The 17,848-nt window shown below is 26.8% G+C and carries 16 protein-coding genes and 1 pseudogene; 4 read left to right on the forward strand and 13 right to left on the reverse strand.

Annotated elements, in window-relative coordinates; all coding sequences use genetic code 11:
• Positions 1-64: 64 nt before the first annotated feature.
• From C1715_RS16775 to C1715_RS16810, 8 genes are all read right to left on the reverse strand, one after another.
• Positions 65-868, reverse strand: coding sequence for an ExeA family protein (locus C1715_RS16775; RefSeq protein ID WP_102398655.1), 804 nt, complete (start codon positions 866-868; stop codon positions 65-67).
• Positions 861-2,120, reverse strand: coding sequence for a DDE-type integrase/transposase/recombinase (locus tag C1715_RS16780; protein ID WP_102398654.1), 1,260 nt, complete (start codon positions 2,118-2,120; stop codon positions 861-863). The genes C1715_RS16775 and C1715_RS16780 overlap by 8 nt, the downstream gene beginning before the upstream one ends.
• 107 nt (positions 2,121-2,227) lie before the next feature.
• The gene (locus C1715_RS16785; RefSeq protein ID WP_102398653.1) at positions 2,228-2,803 is read right to left on the reverse strand and encodes a DUF6431 domain-containing protein; all 576 of its coding nucleotides are present in this window, start codon (positions 2,801-2,803) and stop codon (positions 2,228-2,230) included.
• A 256-nt stretch (positions 2,804-3,059) separates the two neighbouring features.
• Entirely contained in the window at positions 3,060-3,554 is a 495-nt protein-coding gene (locus C1715_RS16790) for a sacsin N-terminal ATP-binding-like domain-containing protein (RefSeq protein ID WP_102401508.1), read from the reverse strand.
• 13 nt (positions 3,555-3,567) lie between these two features.
• Positions 3,568-4,893, reverse strand: coding sequence for a hypothetical protein (locus C1715_RS16795; protein ID WP_102401509.1), 1,326 nt, complete (start codon positions 4,891-4,893; stop codon positions 3,568-3,570).
• Between the two features lie 221 nt (positions 4,894-5,114).
• Entirely contained in the window at positions 5,115-6,341 is a 1,227-nt protein-coding gene (locus tag C1715_RS16800) for an IS701 family transposase (RefSeq protein WP_102399121.1), read from the reverse strand.
• A 102-nt stretch (positions 6,342-6,443) separates the two neighbouring features.
• Entirely contained in the window at positions 6,444-6,839 is a 396-nt protein-coding gene (locus tag C1715_RS16805) for a DUF1256 domain-containing protein (protein ID WP_102401510.1), read from the reverse strand.
• Positions 6,840-7,036: 197 nt separating this feature from the next.
• The gene (locus C1715_RS16810; RefSeq protein ID WP_180964118.1) at positions 7,037-7,948 is read right to left on the reverse strand and encodes a tyrosine-type recombinase/integrase; all 912 of its coding nucleotides are present in this window, start codon (positions 7,946-7,948) and stop codon (positions 7,037-7,039) included.
• Positions 7,949-8,919: 971 nt separating this feature from the next.
• On the opposite strand from C1715_RS16810, the gene C1715_RS16815 reads away from it, so the two are divergent.
• A complete protein-coding gene (locus tag C1715_RS16815; protein ID WP_102401512.1) occupies positions 8,920-11,016 on the forward strand; it encodes an ATP-binding cassette domain-containing protein in 2,097 nt (698 codons plus the stop codon).
• Positions 11,017-11,316: 300 nt separating this feature from the next.
• Here the strand turns inward: C1715_RS16815 and C1715_RS16820 are convergent.
• A pseudogene (locus tag C1715_RS16820) lies at positions 11,317-11,574 on the reverse strand (sugar phosphate nucleotidyltransferase); the annotation flags it as partial.
• Between the two features lie 64 nt (positions 11,575-11,638).
• The gene (locus C1715_RS16825) at positions 11,639-13,117 is read right to left on the reverse strand and encodes a WD40/YVTN/BNR-like repeat-containing protein (protein WP_102401514.1); all 1,479 of its coding nucleotides are present in this window, start codon (positions 13,115-13,117) and stop codon (positions 11,639-11,641) included.
• Between the two features lie 499 nt (positions 13,118-13,616).
• Here C1715_RS16825 and C1715_RS16830 point away from each other — a divergent pair, with 499 nt between their 5' ends.
• Both C1715_RS16830 and C1715_RS16835 read left to right on the forward strand, forming a co-directional pair.
• Positions 13,617-14,057, forward strand: coding sequence for a MarR family winged helix-turn-helix transcriptional regulator (locus C1715_RS16830; protein WP_102401515.1), 441 nt, complete (start codon positions 13,617-13,619; stop codon positions 14,055-14,057).
• 2 nt (positions 14,058-14,059) lie between these two features.
• Entirely contained in the window at positions 14,060-14,788 is a 729-nt protein-coding gene (locus C1715_RS16835) for a class I SAM-dependent methyltransferase (RefSeq protein WP_102401516.1), read from the forward strand.
• Positions 14,789-14,824: 36 nt separating this feature from the next.
• Here C1715_RS16835 and C1715_RS19550 read toward each other — a convergent pair whose 3' ends face one another.
• The 3 genes from C1715_RS19550 to C1715_RS16845 all read right to left on the reverse strand — a co-directional run bounded on the left by C1715_RS19550 (position 14,825) and on the right by C1715_RS16845 (position 16,542).
• Positions 14,825-14,974, reverse strand: a complete 150-nt coding sequence (locus C1715_RS19550; protein WP_180964119.1) for a hypothetical protein — start codon at positions 14,972-14,974, stop codon at positions 14,825-14,827.
• 264 nt (positions 14,975-15,238) lie between these two features.
• Positions 15,239-15,982: a hypothetical protein gene (locus C1715_RS19880; RefSeq protein WP_242971986.1), complete on the reverse strand. Its 744-nt coding sequence runs from the start codon at positions 15,980-15,982 to the stop codon at positions 15,239-15,241.
• Positions 15,967-16,542 (reverse strand): hypothetical protein, encoded by a 576-nt coding sequence (locus C1715_RS16845; protein WP_102401517.1) that lies wholly within the window; start codon positions 16,540-16,542, stop codon positions 15,967-15,969. Before C1715_RS16845 ends, C1715_RS19880 begins: the two co-directional genes overlap by 16 nt.
• A 736-nt stretch (positions 16,543-17,278) precedes the next feature.
• On the opposite strand from C1715_RS16845, the gene C1715_RS16850 reads away from it, so the two are divergent.
• Positions 17,279-17,845 carry a hypothetical protein gene (locus C1715_RS16850; protein ID WP_102401518.1) on the forward strand — a complete coding sequence of 189 codons (567 nt, stop codon included), beginning with the start codon at positions 17,279-17,281 and terminating at the stop codon, positions 17,843-17,845.
• The last annotated feature ends 3 nt before the right edge of the window (positions 17,846-17,848 follow it).

A 17,848-nucleotide genomic window follows, 5' to 3' on the forward strand; every position in this document is an offset into this window, starting at 1 on the left:
CTTTATTTTTAATGAAAAATCATTTTGCACCTAAAAGAAAAAGGAGCTAGCGCTCCTTGTGATTTTAATGCAATGATATTTCATTGGCGGCAGCCATTATTATATCAGTATCGATTACGTTTTTTTCGTGCTGCGCACCTATTATTAAAGCTTTAGTTAATATCATATTTAAGCGTCTTATAGAGCCAGCACAACTTCTATATGCAGCCAAAACAGCATTGTTATCAAATATTTCTGGCGAAGCCCCTGCTAATGATAATCTAGAATTAATATATTCTAAAGCTTCAAGTTCAGAAAGTCCTCCAAAATTATAATTTATTATAATTCTTTGCTTTAATGCCTCATGTATCTGTTTTTCTAAGATATTATTTAACACAGGTTGTCCTATCAAAACTAAAGAAAAACAGTCCTTTGAATCCATGGAGAAGTTCATAAGTAGCTTTAAATCCTTTAAAATATCATTGTTTAGGTATTGTGCTTCATCCCAAACTAATATATAGTGCACACGTTTATCTGTACTCATACTTTCCATATAATCTTTTATACTCTTAAACATATCAGATTTACGAGAGGAAGGTTCAATTCCTAAGGAGATGCAAAATTGTCTATAGAACTCAGTAGTAGTTACAGTAGTAAAGCAAAGATATATAACTTTTGTCAAATTAGGGTTTACTTTTTTAGTAAAGCATCTTAAGGCAAAGGTTTTTCCACTGCCAGGAGAAGCTGTAAATAAGCCGATTCCCCTAGCTTCATTAAGATACTCAAGTCTTGATATCATCTCTTTTAGATCATTTGACATATAGGCATCTTTTTCTTTTATACCTTTTTCAAATGGATTCATTGTCATACCATAAAATTGTTTAAACATTTTTAAAACCATCCTTTGAATAATTTATAGTAAATGCATTCTTACGCTTAGTTTTACCATTTTCAACCTTATTTGTTTTTCTAATACTGTATTTAACATTTTCATAATATACATATGCATTATCCATATCATCAGGTAAATATCTTATTTCAATTTTTTGTCCTATAAATTGCATAGGTACATCATAGGATATTTTATCAATGCTTATTGTTGAGTCATTATTAACTCTTCGTTGTATGCGATTCATAAAGCAATTATCCAACCACTCACTATCAGCAGCTACTTTAACATGAGCTAAATCGCTTTTATATCTATCGATAGGACGTTGTGATGTAGCTGAATGTACTGTTACATTATGCTTGTTTATATATGCGAATAGCTCATCGTTTAGCTCCGCTAAGGAAGATATAGATTCTGTATCTAGAGCGTTTAGCCATCTACTTTTTAATGTTCTAAAGTTTCTTTCTACTTTTCCTTTGGATGCTCCATCCCTTACCATGGTGTGCAGTTCTACTATTCCAAGGGATCCACAGATAAGACTTAATTGTTCATTTTTATAAGGAGAACCGTTGTCCAAATAAAGTTTATTAGGTATGCCGTATCTAGCAATAGATTCTTTAAGTACCTTTTGAAAATTATAAGAGTTATCATTGTAAAAAAATCTTCCGCCAACGATAAGCCTTGATTTGTCATCAATTAGCATAATTAGATATGTTCTTTTACGTATGCCATTTTCAGTAATATACGGGCCATAACATGTATCACCTTGGTACATACCAGTTGCAAACTCTTCTTCAAAGGCTTTTCGATCTTTCATATTTATGCATCTAGCAGATTTAAGATCATTATTTTTTATAAATCTTTGAACTGTAGATAAGGATATGCTTTTTTCATTGATAAGGCCATCTTCGATAAGTTTATGATATATAAGAGTAGCATTAATTTTAGGAAATGTATTTTTTAGAATATATATCTGTTCTATGGCTACATCATTTAATTTTCTGGTTTTACCTATGTCGCTACGCGTCTTCGGTAGAAGGGCCTCAAAACCAAACCTATTATAATCTGATTCCCAATTAGATAGTGTTCCAGGACTATACAAAACTGACTTACCGTTAGGTAATTTTACAGGAGTAGTTGCAACACGCCTATAATAAGCAATTTTGGAGCTTTCGGTATAAGTGTTATTTATAGCTGGAGCTATTAGGGCTAGTCTAATAGAAGCTATTTCAATCATTTCTTTGTTATTCATTTCAACATCACCTCTATAAAAATGCTATCATGGAGAAATTATAATATCCATTATCGTATTGAGTGGTATATATAAAATAAAATTAAAAGCATATAGCTATAGCTTAATTATGATGTTCCTTGAAAAAAGGATAATCCATTTCTATTAAAAAAGTTTGTTATAAAGGTTTCAATTTCAATAAAGGTACTATTTATAACACGTTGTATAAAACTTAAGTTAGAAATAAGCCTGTCTTGTAAAAGTCCAAGCCATAGTTGTTTATGTTCTTTGAATTTATTTAAAATTCGATAGAATGTAGATATTGCTATACAGTAATGTTCACACATAGCTTCTACAGAGGTAAATTTATGTACAAGATAATCATGAATAATAGACACAGTAAATTTAAAGCTAAATGACATGTAGGGCACAATTACCGAAGGTAGGATAGCATGAGTATGTCCGCATGACGGGCAAATATATCTATTGATAGTTATTATATTATCGTGAACTTCATTATTATCATAAGTCACAAGATGGCGTTTATAAGAGGCAAATAGGGATAGATCGTGTTTAGATCCGCAGAATGGACATACCAAAGCCTCTGAATTAACCGTTTTCATATACTCTTCAAAAATATTTATCTCATTTTCAAAAGAAATTTGTTTAAAACACTTGCATAGTTGTGAAAATAATCTTATCATAATAATAGGTTGTAAGAGCTTACGCTCTTATTTTTAGGGAAGAACCTTCGCTTTGCACGGCTTGGGGTTCTTCCCTTTCCTTTCTCTAGTTTTTATAATAAGCTTAAAATAACCTCCAAATGATGTCAAGTCATTAGGAGGTTTTATTTAGCAATAATATGATTATTTAAAATGCATTTAATTACTGGATAGTTATTGGAGTTATAGTTATAATTTGACTTAGAAATGCAGTTTTCAAAAGCTATATTTTGACGCACTACACTATATCTAATATAGAACTGTCCATATTTCCTTCTACAAGAAAAGGTATTCTTACTGTAGGACACTTATTTATTCCAAAACCACGTAATATTTCTTCACTTTTACTTTTAGAAAATGTAAAACTTTCATTATTAGAAAATATAATAATATCACTTGTCAAAAAAGTAGTACTTTTAAATCCAACGCCTCTATACCCTATCATTTGTTTTCTATCCTTATTACTACTACCAGCCCTACTTATTGAAATGATATCACTTTCGTCAAAGGGTTTACCATTATTAGCAAAATATAAATTTTTACCATCATAGTATAAATATGATTTTGTTGATTTCGCATCATCAGCATTTTGTAATAATTCAATTAAAACACGATTTCCATAACTCTCAGCAATATAGTGTTCTAACTGTGCCAAATCCTCAAATAATTGAGGTGAATTTTTCCCTTCTTCTAAAAATTTTTTATTTATTTGCAAGATAGTATCTCTTATCATTTTTTACTCCTTATCATAAATTCACTTGGAAATACTTTTCAATACTATTTTTTAGATTGCAAATATTCACATAATATGTTTTCTCTAGATAATAATATAAATTACTAAAGCCCTTTATAATTTGTTCTCTTTTTTTTCCTGTAAATTTTTCATTTTGAGCAATATATTCTAATTCATAAAAGAACTGGTGTTTAGCGTAAATCTTATCTATGTATTTTTCATATAAGGAAAAAACTTTATCTAAATCATCTGTAACAAAGAATATTTTCTTATAGATCAATTCATTTACTGACCAATCGAATTTAAATGAAAGAGTATATTCAAAGTATTCAATTATATCTTTAAAGGCCCTATTTTTAAATAAACTTTTCTCCATTAATAGTTCGTATATAAAATCATATTTAAAATATGCATATAAACTTCCAAAAACATCACACATCTTTTTAGGGTTATAATATGATACAATTTGAAACTTGTCATCACTCTTTTTAGTAATTAAATCAATAATAATTTCTTTGGCAAATTGAAAATTATTTTGAATTACCGAATTAATTAAACTTAAAACCATAGAAATTTCTTTATGATTAAAAAAATATTCATACGCCTCCATTATTAAGCTTTTCTTTTTTTCATAACTTTCATAAGTAAAAGGTAAAATCTTAACAATGTACTCATAATATTGCTCTTGGGTATCAATATATAAATTCAAACTTTCAATTCTATATCTCAAATAATCATCAAAAATAGATTTATTATAATCATTTATATATTCAAATGTTAAAATTCTCTCATTAAACCCTAACTTATAACCTTTGGTTAAGAAGAATTTCAAGATATTTTTTGACTTATAAGCAAACATTTCCGATATAGTATTTTCAATGATATCAATATTACGTCTATAATTTTCAGTGACACCTTTTTCAATTTCATCATAAATATTATCAAATTTTATAGCATTTTGTTTTTTTATTTCATAGCATTTGTATATAAAATGTATCACAAGCTTTATAAGCTCATCATCATTATCTAAAAATATTCTATCTAGAACTCGCTTTCTAAATCTATCGTCCAGCATAAGTATATATATGTTGTTTTTATTACTTTTAGCAGATTTATATATAGAATTAAATAGTGCCATATCTGAAGTAAATATTCTTATTAAGTTAAGTTTATTCTCTAAAATATCCTCATTAAGAAGAGATATAGCAAGCTCAAACTTTATTTCTTCGTCATCCCAATACTCTTCAATTGCATTTACTATTTCATCAGTACTTTCTGATTGTACACCACTATAGTTATTTATTTTTTGTGTAAATAAAACTCTATCTTCTTTTTTCAATAAATCACTTTCAATTAAACATTCCTTAAGTATATCCTTGCTTTCAAGATTCTTAAATGTAACAAATCTGTATGAATGCTGAAAAAAACAGTTTTCAATTATATTCTTAACTTCTTTAATTTTAAAAGCTAAAAACCCAAATATAGATGTAAGTTCTTTAATAGGAATATAGTTACAGCATTTAATTCTATACTTTCCCTATAAGTAACTTACAAAATTTTTTAAGAAACTAATTTTAATTCAGCAAGTATTGTGTCTAAAGGTATATCATTTTTAGCTTCCTCATAAACAAAACGCACCAATTCTTTAGCCGATAGGCTTTTTATAGACTTTATAGTATCACCAATGGTTTCAAGTTTTTTAGGATTATATAATCTATAAATCTCTAAAAAATTGATTGCTAAAAATGTAAGTAGAAAATACCTCTCGATAGAGAGTATACATTGAACTTTATATTCGTCAAAACCTAAGTGTGTTTTAAGATATTTGTAATTAGTTTCAATGTTCCATCTATATAGATAGTATTTTATTATAGCTTTATTACTAAGTTCTATGTCTGTAGACATTAGATATACTGGTTCTTTAAAGCTGTCCCCATCAACTTCATAGCAAATTAAGGCTAATGCATTTTCAATCTTTGAAACTTTGCCTTCGTATTTATATACTCTATAATCCTTACCTTCGACGGTAACTACATCTAAGGTAGATGGATTTATATATTTAGCAAATTCCTTAATTTGCATTGAAATTCCTAATGGAGAGATTTTTCTATTAGATTTTAAAGCCCCAATAAAGTTAAAACCTTTTAAAATACAACCATTAATTAACTTTTCGCTAGTGTACCAACTATCAGTAAGACAATATATTTTATCGCAGTTAGAAGGTTTTTCAAAAGAATTAATAAAACCTAAAGCTATATCTGGTTTACTCATAAATTTTTTATTATGATTTTTGCAGTTTTCTTCGTTAAAATAAGACTTATAGTTTAGCGGAATAGACATATCCTCTGCTACAAAATTAGAAGTAACTACACAGTGGGACCAAAGATTTTTACCTTCTGTATGGCAATGATTATAGCTTAATCCTTGCATCTTCTTTGCTTGAGTTTTTGGATTAACAGTATCATCTATAACTAAGAATCCTACGGATTTAGGCTTTATGAGTTTATTAAAATGTAGTTTTAAATAATTAATACGATTTCTATCTATGAGACTATCGTCCCATTTAGAGTTACTCAAAAATCTATATATGGAACTGCTGCTTTTAGCAGCTAGTATATATTCTGAAATCTTTAATAAAGATTTAGTGCCATCTAAATTTATTAATCCATTAATAATAGTGGATATATGATGAAATTGAGGTTTACTCATTCCATAATTTACATCATTTAAGTAATTGTAAAGTTCATCATTAATGGATACAATATGATTAGTAAATTTACTTGGCATACTGACAACCTCCCGTGTTTTAATTGAGTAGTAACTTTTATATATCACGGATAAGGTCAGTGTGCCATATTTATTTTTTGGTAATACTACCAATTTAACTTTTTATTTTGCAGAAGTTAAGTTACTTATAGTAATTTCTCCTATATCTTCACACTCGCCAATAGCAGCATCAACTGCAATTATTGTGCTATTAGGATAATTATTCTTTATTTTTGTTATTTTTTCTGTTAAATTTAATCCATGAATAGGATTAACCATGCTACCATAAACAGGAATATTAAATTCTTTATCTTCCTTCAAAATTGAACCCACAAATGGTCCCAAACAATCAACCAGGTTAGTTCTATTGGTACCTATACATACTATAATAATATCCTTTTCTGTATAATCTTTTAAGAAATCTACAATCTTCATATATGTATCTTTAGGTATATACTTGTTTTGTGAAGACTCCCTTAATTTCATGTGGAATTTATTATATAAAAAACTTAATATCATAATAACTCTCACTTTCCTTTTCTAATCTTATATTTTTAGGCTAGATAATATAAACTAATAATCCAGTCCTTACTTTAAAACTCATTAATCTTATATATACTATTATACATAAAAATATAAAATTTACTTCCATAAATGCATTTTTACTACATGCTTATTTTACTAGCGTGGTATACTTTTTAACATGTTCTTTCCTATCATTTTAAGTATATATTAGTAACTTCTGTTCGATGATGCCCTAGCTCCTCAGAAACTTTTCTTTTGGCTTCGCTTTCAATATATTTTTCTGATGCTTCTATAAAACTAAGTTGGGCAAACGTATGTCTATTTCCATGCATAGTTAGATTAACTTTTGGTGCAGATTTTCTATCTTTTTCTAACATTTTTCTAGCCGAATTTCTATCTATCCTATCTATTTCCTGAAATTTTTCCCTGTGATTTGTAATCCAATTTTGAATACTTCTTTTTACAATATGAGTTTTATCTCCTATGCCTATAAAAATTCGTTCTGAGCTTTTAGCATTAGCTAATATATATTTTAGAATTTCCCTATCTTGAACTTCTACTTCTCTTGGATTTTTCCCTTTTGTATTTTCTAAATATAAAAATCCATTACAAATAGCTTCTTTTACTTGGTAGTTTGTTAAAACCACAGCTTCTTCCAATCGGCAACCAAATTTAAAACTTAGCAAAATAGCTTTAACCACATCTATTCTACCCATTTCTTTTGCCAATGCTATTGCTCTTTCTATTTCTTCTTGGCTCCAGGCTCTTTTTGCCCCCCTAGTTATTCTTTTTTCTAAATTAAGTTTTTTGTTTGTAGGAATAATGTTTTTTCCTTCTGCTAAATTGTAAAAAAATCTTATTGCAGATAACTCCAATTTTATTGTACCGGGAGCATAATCTATACTACGCATATATTCTACATACATATAAATATGTTTTACTTTTATATTTTTAAATTTTTTTATATTTGTATTTTCCCCTAACCATATGCAAAAACGATAACAAGCATCCCTATACCTGTACCTAGTTTTAATACTTTTCATATTATTTTTTTTAAAAAGTTTATCTATTTGCGTTGTTAAATTTTTACTTTTTCCACTCATATATAAATCTCCTTTCCAATTATAAATATCAATTTTCATTTATTTCCATTTTTCTAATTACATTTTTTAAAATTAATAATATATATTTTTTTAGCTACATTTTTTATAAGTACAAATATTTATTTTTATCTATTCTTTTTTTATTTAAAAAAGAACATAGCTATAGCAGTAACTTATTAATGCTATTTCTTGCGTTTTCCTAAAAGCCATATTGCCTATAACCTTGTAACAACTAGCTTAATCGGTTATCTGGGTGCTCCGTATCTATATTAATATTTAATTTTAATTAGCTTAGTAATAATGCTTAAAACATATATTTATATGTTAATAAAGCTACGCAAAAGCATAATCTTTTATGCTGTGGATACAAAATCCCTACCCAAGTAATTACTTAGGAACAATTGCTTATAATTTCTGCTTTAAGTGCAGAAGCAAAATGCTAAGAAACTTTTTAAAAAGCTCTTTTTAGAGTTGCCAAAATACTAGCATACGCTCCAAACGTATCTGGTAAACTCGCGTTCCTCATATTTTATAAATTAACTATTTTTTAGCTTAAAATAAGCCATAATTATTTTTTTCTAATTAATTATTATACCGTTTTAGAAAATCAAATAATTTTTTATTAAATATTTTATTAAATTTCTAAGCTTTAAAAAAGTAATACCACATCGGTATTACCTTTTGATGAAAAAAGTTAATATAACACTTATAAATACTAGCTTTATGCAGTAAAACCATATTGTATTACTTTTTTATTGTAAAATTGCTTGTTAGACCAAGAAGATCAAGGCTTGTAGCAGTAATACTAAAATGGCTTTCTTTTTTGTAATTTTAGTATTAATTTATATAACAAATTGCTGAAAATATATTATATAAAATAAAATTAGTAAAACTTTTTATAATATTAGTTACTTTTTTCTAAAACGCAATAATAATAATTCGTTATTATTATTACGAGGAGGATAAACTATATGAAAAAAATGGATTCAAATACAAATTTCACAGAAATACAAACTGTAATTAAATCTATTAGGGATAATAAAATATTACTAGTTACAAATACAGAAAATGATGCTAATATCCTAAATACACTATTAGAAGAAAATAATATGTATTGGGCTACAACAGATACAATTATTAGAGAATTGCCTTATATAGATACCTGCAAAATGTATATATTCCAATATAAAACTGAAGAAAAAAATATACAAGATTTAAAAAATATAGTATATGAGTCTTGTAAAATTTTTAAAATTATAAATTTAACACAACTAAATAATTTTAATACTGATAAAGATATTAATAATTGGTTAAACAATGGACATACGATAGAAGAATTAATACAGTTTTTTAATAGGAGTCTAGATTTAAAAAACAAAGATCTATTACAACAAAATGCCTTTGGAATATATAAATATGTACAAAAAAAAGATGCTGAAACAAAAAAAATATACATTACAAACTTTACCATATTGAAATCTAGTAGAATTATTCTGGTAGATAAACAGCAAGAAGGAATAAAACTAATATTAAAATCTTCAAGCGGGGAAATTTTTGAACGAACTGGCGAAGTTAGCGTTTTTCATGATGTAAAAACATTTAAAAATTTTTTAGGAAGCATGGACATAACTTTCAAAGGTGGATTACAAGATTTAACAAACTTAAAAATATGGATAAATAATTACTTTACTTTTAATATAGAAGAAATTCATGATGGAATTAAATTTATAAATAAAAATAATACACTAATGCTAGTAACAAATAATGGAGCTATTTGTTCTAACGGAATAGATACTACGATAAAAAGTGTAGCTGGGGTAGATATAAATATTAACAACCTAGAATTTATTACTGCATTAAATATGAAAGAACTATTTCAACATTTATTTAATTTTACTTCTAAGGAAAAAGTTCTATGTATATTAGGTACTGTAGTAAATAATTTATGTATAGTGCAAAGTAAAAATTTAAAAATTAAAGGTCACCATCTGCTTATTGTAGGGGAAAGTGGAAGTGGTAAAAGTACAATATTAAAAAGTATAATAGGAGCTATACTAAATTATCCCGACGAAGAAATAAAAAGTATTGGTTTAATTACTAATTTTGCACTTATAAAGACAATTTCGCAAGGAAATTACCCTGTTCTATTCGATGAATACAAGCCTACACTCCTAGATAAATATGAAAATGAAAAGCTATCTGAAATTTTTAGAAATAGCTACGATAGAGCAACTGTATCTAGGGGAAATAAAAATCTTGATAATAGAAATTTTGTTTTAAATAGGCCAATAATTTTAGCAGGAGAAGAAAGTTATAAAAATTCAGAAACAGCTTTAATGGAAAGATCCTGCATAGTTTATTTATCTAAACAGGAAAGAACAAAAGAACAAGAATTTAGCATGAGCTGGTTACAAAAAAATGAAATATTGCTTAATAACTTAGGCGTAAGTCTTATAAATACAATTTTAAATTTAAACGTTTGTGAATATAATCATTTAAGAGAGACTTTAAAACAAAATTTTATATCTCTAAAAGATAGAGTGTTAAATACAGCTATTAACATTGCTACAGGCATAGAAGTATTAAATATACTATTAAAAAATTTAGGTTTAAATGAAATAAAAAATTACACTGATTTAATAACAAAAAATATAAAATTAGAAATATTGGAAGAACGTGAAAATTCCCTATCACAAGTAGAACAAATGCTAATACTATATAATCAGCTTATAGAAGATGCACGAGCTGAAAATGTAAATGAAGTAATAAAAATTAAAGATTCTAATATTTATATAAAAACATCTGAAATGATTAATCAGATTTCAGAATTTAATAAAAAAATAGGAGCTGATATAATTATCTTAAAACTTAAGGATTTTAAAAAACAGGCTAAAAAATCCAACTATATAATAGATACAAAATATTTGCACTTCGATACAGATTCTGGAAGAAAAACCATTAGATATGATTTATATGACAGTAAAAAACTACAAAAATTAAACTTAAATTCCATAGCTCCAAAAGATGTATTAGAAATAGTAGACCTTAATGATACTATGCCATTTTAAAAGTTTAGAGAAACATAATGTCCATTTAAAGTTATAAATTGTGCCAAATTTGTGCCTACTAAAATGCTTAATCTTACAACATTATGTTATATATAAATTAATTTTGGCACAATGGCACAGTACTTATAAAAATATAATATACTGAAAGTGTTATATAATAATCTTTTATTCAGTATTATATAAATTTTATACTGTGCCATTGTGCCACTTACAATCTACCTTATATTTTTTAATTTTACAAACATAAACCAATCACTCAGCTACCATTTACTACCTAATGACCTATATCCCCAACAACGGGGTCTCCTTGTTACTAGGTTCCACAAATATATTTGCCTTATCTATCTCAGGTAACTCACTGCATATGCTTTCATAGTAATCTTTATTTGTCACCACATATATATTTTCCTTACTAACCAATGGTTTAATTCTATCCACAGTATTCCTTAAAAAACTTTTATTATTTATTACTTTCAAAAACTGCTTTGGGTTGTTACTTCTTGATAAAGGGTATAGTCTTGTTCCTTTTCCACCTGCCATAATTAATGCGTATAGCACAATACTTCTCTCCAACAATTGCTATGCTTTATAATATGAAAAGCTTGTTATATATGTGATTATACTAGTTTTCTTTTTTCACTTCTTTTATAAACTCCCATGTTATTCCTTGATCTTTTGATCCATATAAGGCTTTACAAATACCGTTGTAATCTCCATCTGCTCCTTGTCCAACTAACATATTAAGGGTTCCATCTTGATTATGAGGCATACCTGGAAAATCAAAGGGCTTTATCTTTGCGCCATTATCTAAAATTACTTCATGTTCTGGAAATGCTATCTTTTTATAAGATTTACCTCCATCCTCTGTTCGGTACAATTCTGCATAATCTCCTCCACTATGGGACAAACATAAAAATCCAAGTTTATCATCTATAAAAGTTATTCCTGCGGCTCCACCGCTCATTCCATTAAACGGATCACCATTTATTACTCTCCAAGTTTTTCCTCCATCAACGGTACTACTTAAAGAATAAAATCTGCTGCCTAAGGCTGCTCCTGTAATATCTAAGCGATACCCCACCTCCTTTGATAGATAAAATTCTCGCTCATTATTTTTGGATTTTTGTAAACTACTTTGCTCATTTTTTCCTTTAGGAGGAGTTGTTGACCTACTCCAATCTGCATTACATTTTAAATTATATCTAACAGGAGTATACCTATTCTCTTTTCCTGGTACAAACACAGACACAGTATATCCTATTATTTCAGAATCAGCATGGGTTAATAGCTTCTTATTTCCTTTTTCATCAACATTAACAATTCCATCTGTATTAAATCCCCAGCTTCTTTTTCCATAATAAACTATTCCATACCTATTTTCATTCCATTTACTTACTGTATCCTTAATAGAAATAACCTTAATTGTACTAATTAATGGTTCTAAAAGTTTATCGTCATTATAATCAGAATTTACTATTCTGTTCAACTCTACTTTAATATTTTTAGATTTGTTCTTATCATAATAAATTAAATAAGTCTCTTCTTTGTCCTTATCATTTTTTCCATAAACAAATGTATCAAAAGATATAATTGTTCCATCCGAATCAAAATTAAGATTAAACCCATTAGATATATATAATTTTTTAGGTAAAGTATATTTTTTACTAATATCATTAAAAATACCCTCAACCCCATCTTTATATATATTATTATGCTCAAATTTCACTGACCTTTTGTTTTTTAAATCATCTATAACCCATGAAAGTTTACCATTATAATTTATTGCGCTTTTATAAATATTTGACCCATAAACCAATGTTATGGCCACGATAGCTATAATGGAAATATACCTCCATGTTCTTTTGTAAGCTAATCCTTCAGGCTCATCTTCATTTTTTACCTTTTTTACAATTCTAATTGTAGTGAATACAATTACAAATATAAAAAACACTACACATGCTAATATAATAGAAGTATTTCGATTCATTCTTCCAAATTTGCATAATGAAGATAACTCATAACAAAAAAGCCAGTAGGCAATTATCAATATGGGATTGGTTATTAATGATATAAATAGTCTTTTTATAGTTTTTTTAAACATTCTCCATCACCACCATTAATTTTTCTTGCTTATATTAATTTATATATAAGTGTATATCAATATACCTTATTATTTCTTTCATCAAGGACTAGATATTTCTCATAATATCCTGAGTTTATTATTGCATATATTTCAGAAACAAAATAACTATTAGTACGTTTATCATATACTCTCAATCACATAATTTTACCTCAATCTAATTTGTATATTATGATTTAAAATATATTAACATAAAAAAGTATTCTATTTTTATAAACTTCATAAACTCCTTCAATTATGTAGATTTCCAATTACGGATTAATTATAACATATGATAATAAATTATACATAAAGTAACAATACTAAATTAAAGTAAAATTACTATCTAATGATTACACCACAAAAGTACAATGTGGTGTAATTATGAAATTTCTCCTCCTTGACTTACTTAACCCAAAGTAATATGATAATTATATAATAATTACATCGTCACACGATATATATTTAAGAGGTGATATTTTTGATTAATAATGATAAATCTGAAAAGGTAATTGGATATCTTGATGAAATACAAAATATTATTCACAACAAACACCATGAGTTAGCACAAAAATATAATCTTACTTTAGAGCAATTTCACCTACTTCTACATCTTAGTATGAAATCTACCCCTCCAACAGTTAATGAAATAGCTAATTCCTTTAACAATGCTCAAAACACTATGTCTGAAAAATTATCAAGACTTCAAGAAAAAAATCTTATCGAAAAAGTAAAAGACCCTAAAGATAAAAGAATTTCTAGAATCTCCTTGTCAATTCAAGGAAAAAAACTTATTGATACCATATGCTATGAAGCTGAAAATTGCTTTGTTAAGGATGCAATAGCAAAAATGGAGGAACAAAAGCTCCAAACATTAATTTTATGTCTCGAAGACTTAATTAAAAATTTGAAGGAGGAATAAACATGGAAAACATTTTTGGTGAATGTCTTGATAACAAAACCATTCTGGAAATCGGCACAGGAAGAGGTGGTACCACAAGAGAGCTAGTTTTGCTTTTATCAAAATTTGAAAATTGCCGTTTGATTACAACAGATATAGCTGATGACCATTTTAGGAAGCTAAAAGATGAGTTTAAGGACTGCAACGTAAATATAGACTTTATAAAAACAAATGCATGCTGCCTTGAAGGTATTAAAGAGGAATCTATTGATTATTTAGTATGCAATTATACCTTATGTGCCATAAATTCAAATCCTGGCTGCGAAGTTTTAGCTTTAAATAAATTTAAAAGTGTTTTAAAAACTGGTGGTGAACTTCACATTGAAGAAGAATTTCCTATTAATCATATTGAAAATGAAATGCAGGAAATCTGGTCTAAAAAATGGAAGGTATTAAAAAGTTGTACAAGCCTTCTTGGGGATGGTATTTATAACGAAATGGATCCTGAGGTTTTAAAGAATATATTAATTATTCTAGGATTTAAGAATATAAAATGCAAAAGTAGTGTCTCCAAATTCTCTGGAGAAAATTATCTTGATTTTTTCAATCTAAGACTGAACAAATATCTTAAAAGATTTGAAAATAAGACTTACGTTAAAGCTATGGAAGAAATAGCCGCTGGACTTAATGAATGTGCCAAAAAAGCTCAAGGAATGGAAATACCTTACTATTGCATAAGTGCAGTAAAATAGATATATTTACAAAAAATAATTTAATTTATCCAGTAGTCAGAAATTTAGCTTTCTTACTACTGGATTTAATTTAATAAAGTTTTTACCAGAATTTTTTTGATAAATACATTTTAAAACAGCATCTTTACTTTTTTCATTTAAATTTTTATGAAAAACTTTCTGTGATACGTTATTATTCTTGTCCACTATTATAACCGCTTATGTATCTAATAAATTTATATCAATAGTTAAAAATGTTAAATTTATATTATGTTCTTCTATATCATGTCTGTTCCACATTACCACGTCTATTGTTCAATTTTGTAACACTGTGGTTAATTGACTATAAAACATATGAACATATGCTACATTATACTTATTAAAATAATTTAATGTTAACAATTCTTGAGCTATAGACGACCTATCTATTCCTATCCTACTCTTATTATTACTTTCAAAAAATATTTAAACTCAATAATAAACCTTTTGAGCTTGCTCCCTACAAGTTTTAATAAAGTTAGCTCTATCCGTATTATAGAATTCAGCTAGTTCTGAATTATTACCCTTCAAAACTTTATAAGTACTGGCAATTTTACTACTAAGTTCTTCTCCTTTTTTCTTGCTAGGTGCAAGAATCAAAACAGCCTCATCCTCAAAATATAATATAATTTGATGTCCTCCTTTTTTCCTAAATTTTGAATCTATAATTAAATCCGATATACCCAAAGGATTAAAAATTACTAATAAAAGCTTACTAGCATCATAAACATCAAATTCCTTATTAACAGGAAGACCTTTTTTAATTATATAAGAATTTGTCCCCATTAATAAAGTTTTTTCATTTTCAAATAATATATTAATTGAAATTTCTGATCTTACTTTACGATCAAACTCTTCAAAATCATTAATATTATTAAGCTTATATCTTTTCTTTATTCTTTTATATACAGGACTTTCTTCAAAATTATTTAAATATATTTTGTTTTTTATAATATTAACTAATGCAAAAAATATAAAAGGTAATAATATTATACCCACAAACATTGTAGGTCTTATGTAAAACTCAGGATCCATTTTATAATTCATATACAATACTCCGCATAAAAAAGCTATCATTAAAATAATTATAAAAGAGTATGATACTATAAGTCTCCTATTATAACTGTCAATATTTTCTCTAATACTAGTTTCTTTTAACCTTAGAGGTTTTGCCATTTTTGTCCCCTCCGTTCATCTGCAATTTCTGCTTTCATATTCTCTGCAATATTTTCAATTGTCTGTGCCGAATTTTGAGTCTTCTCATATTTATTTCTATAAATCTCTCTTCTTACAAAATAAATGTAAAACCCTAAACCAACTAGATGATATAATAGAAGTGTATTTTTAGTTAATTCAATAGCTTGAATATTTAAGATATCATCATAAAATACCATACTCATATAAGTATAAATTGGTACTATTGATAATGTTTCATAGTATCCCATGCCACTTTCAACTGAAACAATAAGTGCATCTGCAAAGTAATAAAAAACATATGGCAATATAAAATTTAAAATTGCGATTATTATTACAGAAATTAGATTTTCTCCATCTGAAGTAAATTTTAAATATACCCTTGATGCTATTATAGGGAATAACATCCACCCAATGATAAAATAAGTATCCAGATATCTAATCTTTGTATACTTATTTACAATTTCTTGAATAATCAAAATCCCTAAAGTAGTCAATACTGAAAATACTAAGCCTTTGATTGACAAATTTCTGTTTTTCATTTCATTTTCTATCGTAATCTCCCTCATTTCTATATTTTATACTAAAAACTAACACTTGTTCATTCAATTACAATTTGTAACATATAATTTTACCACTGTCAATATTTTCTTTTAAATTAAATTAAACTTTGTATTTAACTTTACTATTTAGAATACAATCATCCCCTATATACCATAAATTCAAAGCCTATCTGCAAAATTTTAATTTGAATAAATTTAATTTTTTCTTGATTTTGCCCAGAATTTATAAAATATTTACTATTATTTATATTTCACATAAAATTTATTTTAAAAAAACATTAAAGTAACCATATAAAAATAATTTTAAAGAATTTCATATGCTTTACGATAATATATTGTAGAATAATGTAAATATGTGATTATATTTCACATTTCACATTTTATATTCTATATGAATTTAATAAATATATTATTTATTAAATATATCCAACTAAATATTGTTCTAACCTCTTATATATAGAGGCTTATTTCGTTGCGCTTATTTTCATTGTTTATATAGTGAATTCTTAAAATTCACTACTATATTATATTTAGGCACATATAAAGAAATAACAAGTCAGTATGCTAGTCTATTTTGCGTTACACTGTGTCAGCAGAACCAGTGATAATCCTACTAGCGACAGAACCTGTTTCCTTGTCTGACACAAAATATATTAGCATCTTTGGCTTGTTCTTTCTTTTCATGTACCTTAATTAAATTTTAGGAGGTATTATCGTGAAAAAAGTTATTCTTAAATTTGTATGTTGCATGCTACTACTTTCAAGTAGCCTTTGCTTGCTTGTAGGATGTAACAAAAGTAGTAAACAATCAAACACTGCAACAAAAAAAGCTGAAGCTAGTAAAAAAATAAAAAGCAAAGACAATATTTGCCAAGTTACTGTACCAGATTCATGGAAAACAGCAACTAATCTTAATAACGCAGCTAATCTTCAAGTAGCTAATATGACAAAAGAAAAATATTTAATAACTATATCAGAATCTAAAGATACTTTTTCTGATTCAATGACTCTAGACGAATACACTAAAATAGTTTCTCAAAATTTATCTAAATCTGTTGTTAATAGCAAGTTAAGTTCTGTTAAAGACTTAACTATAAATGGTCAAAAGGCAAAACAATTCGAACTTACAGGTGAAGTTAATAAAGTTAAAGCTGGATACATTATAACTGTAGTTCAGACAAAGAAAAATTTCCATCAAATTATTACATGGACAATGGGAAAATACTTTGATGAATATAAAGATGATTACCACAAAATCATTAATACTTTCAAAGAACTTTAATAC

Origin of the sequence: Haloimpatiens massiliensis (assembly GCF_900184255.1) — a bacterium.
GTDB classification, from domain to species: domain Bacteria; phylum Bacillota; class Clostridia; order Clostridiales; family Clostridiaceae; genus Haloimpatiens; species Haloimpatiens massiliensis.

Coding starts and splice junctions, on each gene's coding strand:
- C1715_RS16775 (WP_102398655.1), bottom strand. CDS start 868: ATGTTTAAACAATTTTATGGTATGACAATGAATCCATTTGAAAAAGGT.
- C1715_RS16790 (WP_102401508.1), bottom strand. CDS start 3,554: ATGATAAGAGATACTATCTTGCAAATAAATAAAAAATTTTTAGAAGAA.
- C1715_RS16810 (WP_180964118.1), bottom strand. CDS start 7,948: ATGAGTGGAAAAAGTAAAAATTTAACAACGCAAATAGATAAACTTTTT.
- C1715_RS16825 (WP_102401514.1), bottom strand. CDS start 13,117: ATGTTTAAAAAAACTATAAAAAGACTATTTATATCATTAATAACCAAT.
- C1715_RS16815 (WP_102401512.1), top strand. CDS start 8,920: ATGAAAAAAATGGATTCAAATACAAATTTCACAGAAATACAAACTGTA.
- C1715_RS16835 (WP_102401516.1), top strand. CDS start 14,060: ATGGAAAACATTTTTGGTGAATGTCTTGATAACAAAACCATTCTGGAA.
- C1715_RS16780 (WP_102398654.1), bottom strand. CDS start 2,120: ATGAATAACAAAGAAATGATTGAAATAGCTTCTATTAGACTAGCCCTA.
- C1715_RS19880 (WP_242971986.1), bottom strand. CDS start 15,982: ATGGCAAAACCTCTAAGGTTAAAAGAAACTAGTATTAGAGAAAATATT.
- C1715_RS16785 (WP_102398653.1), bottom strand. CDS start 2,803: ATGATAAGATTATTTTCACAACTATGCAAGTGTTTTAAACAAATTTCT.
- C1715_RS16800 (WP_102399121.1), bottom strand. CDS start 6,341: ATGCCAAGTAAATTTACTAATCATATTGTATCCATTAATGATGAACTT.
- C1715_RS16845 (WP_102401517.1), bottom strand. CDS start 16,542: ATGAAAAACAGAAATTTGTCAATCAAAGGCTTAGTATTTTCAGTATTG.
- C1715_RS16805 (WP_102401510.1), bottom strand. CDS start 6,839: ATGATATTAAGTTTTTTATATAATAAATTCCACATGAAATTAAGGGAG.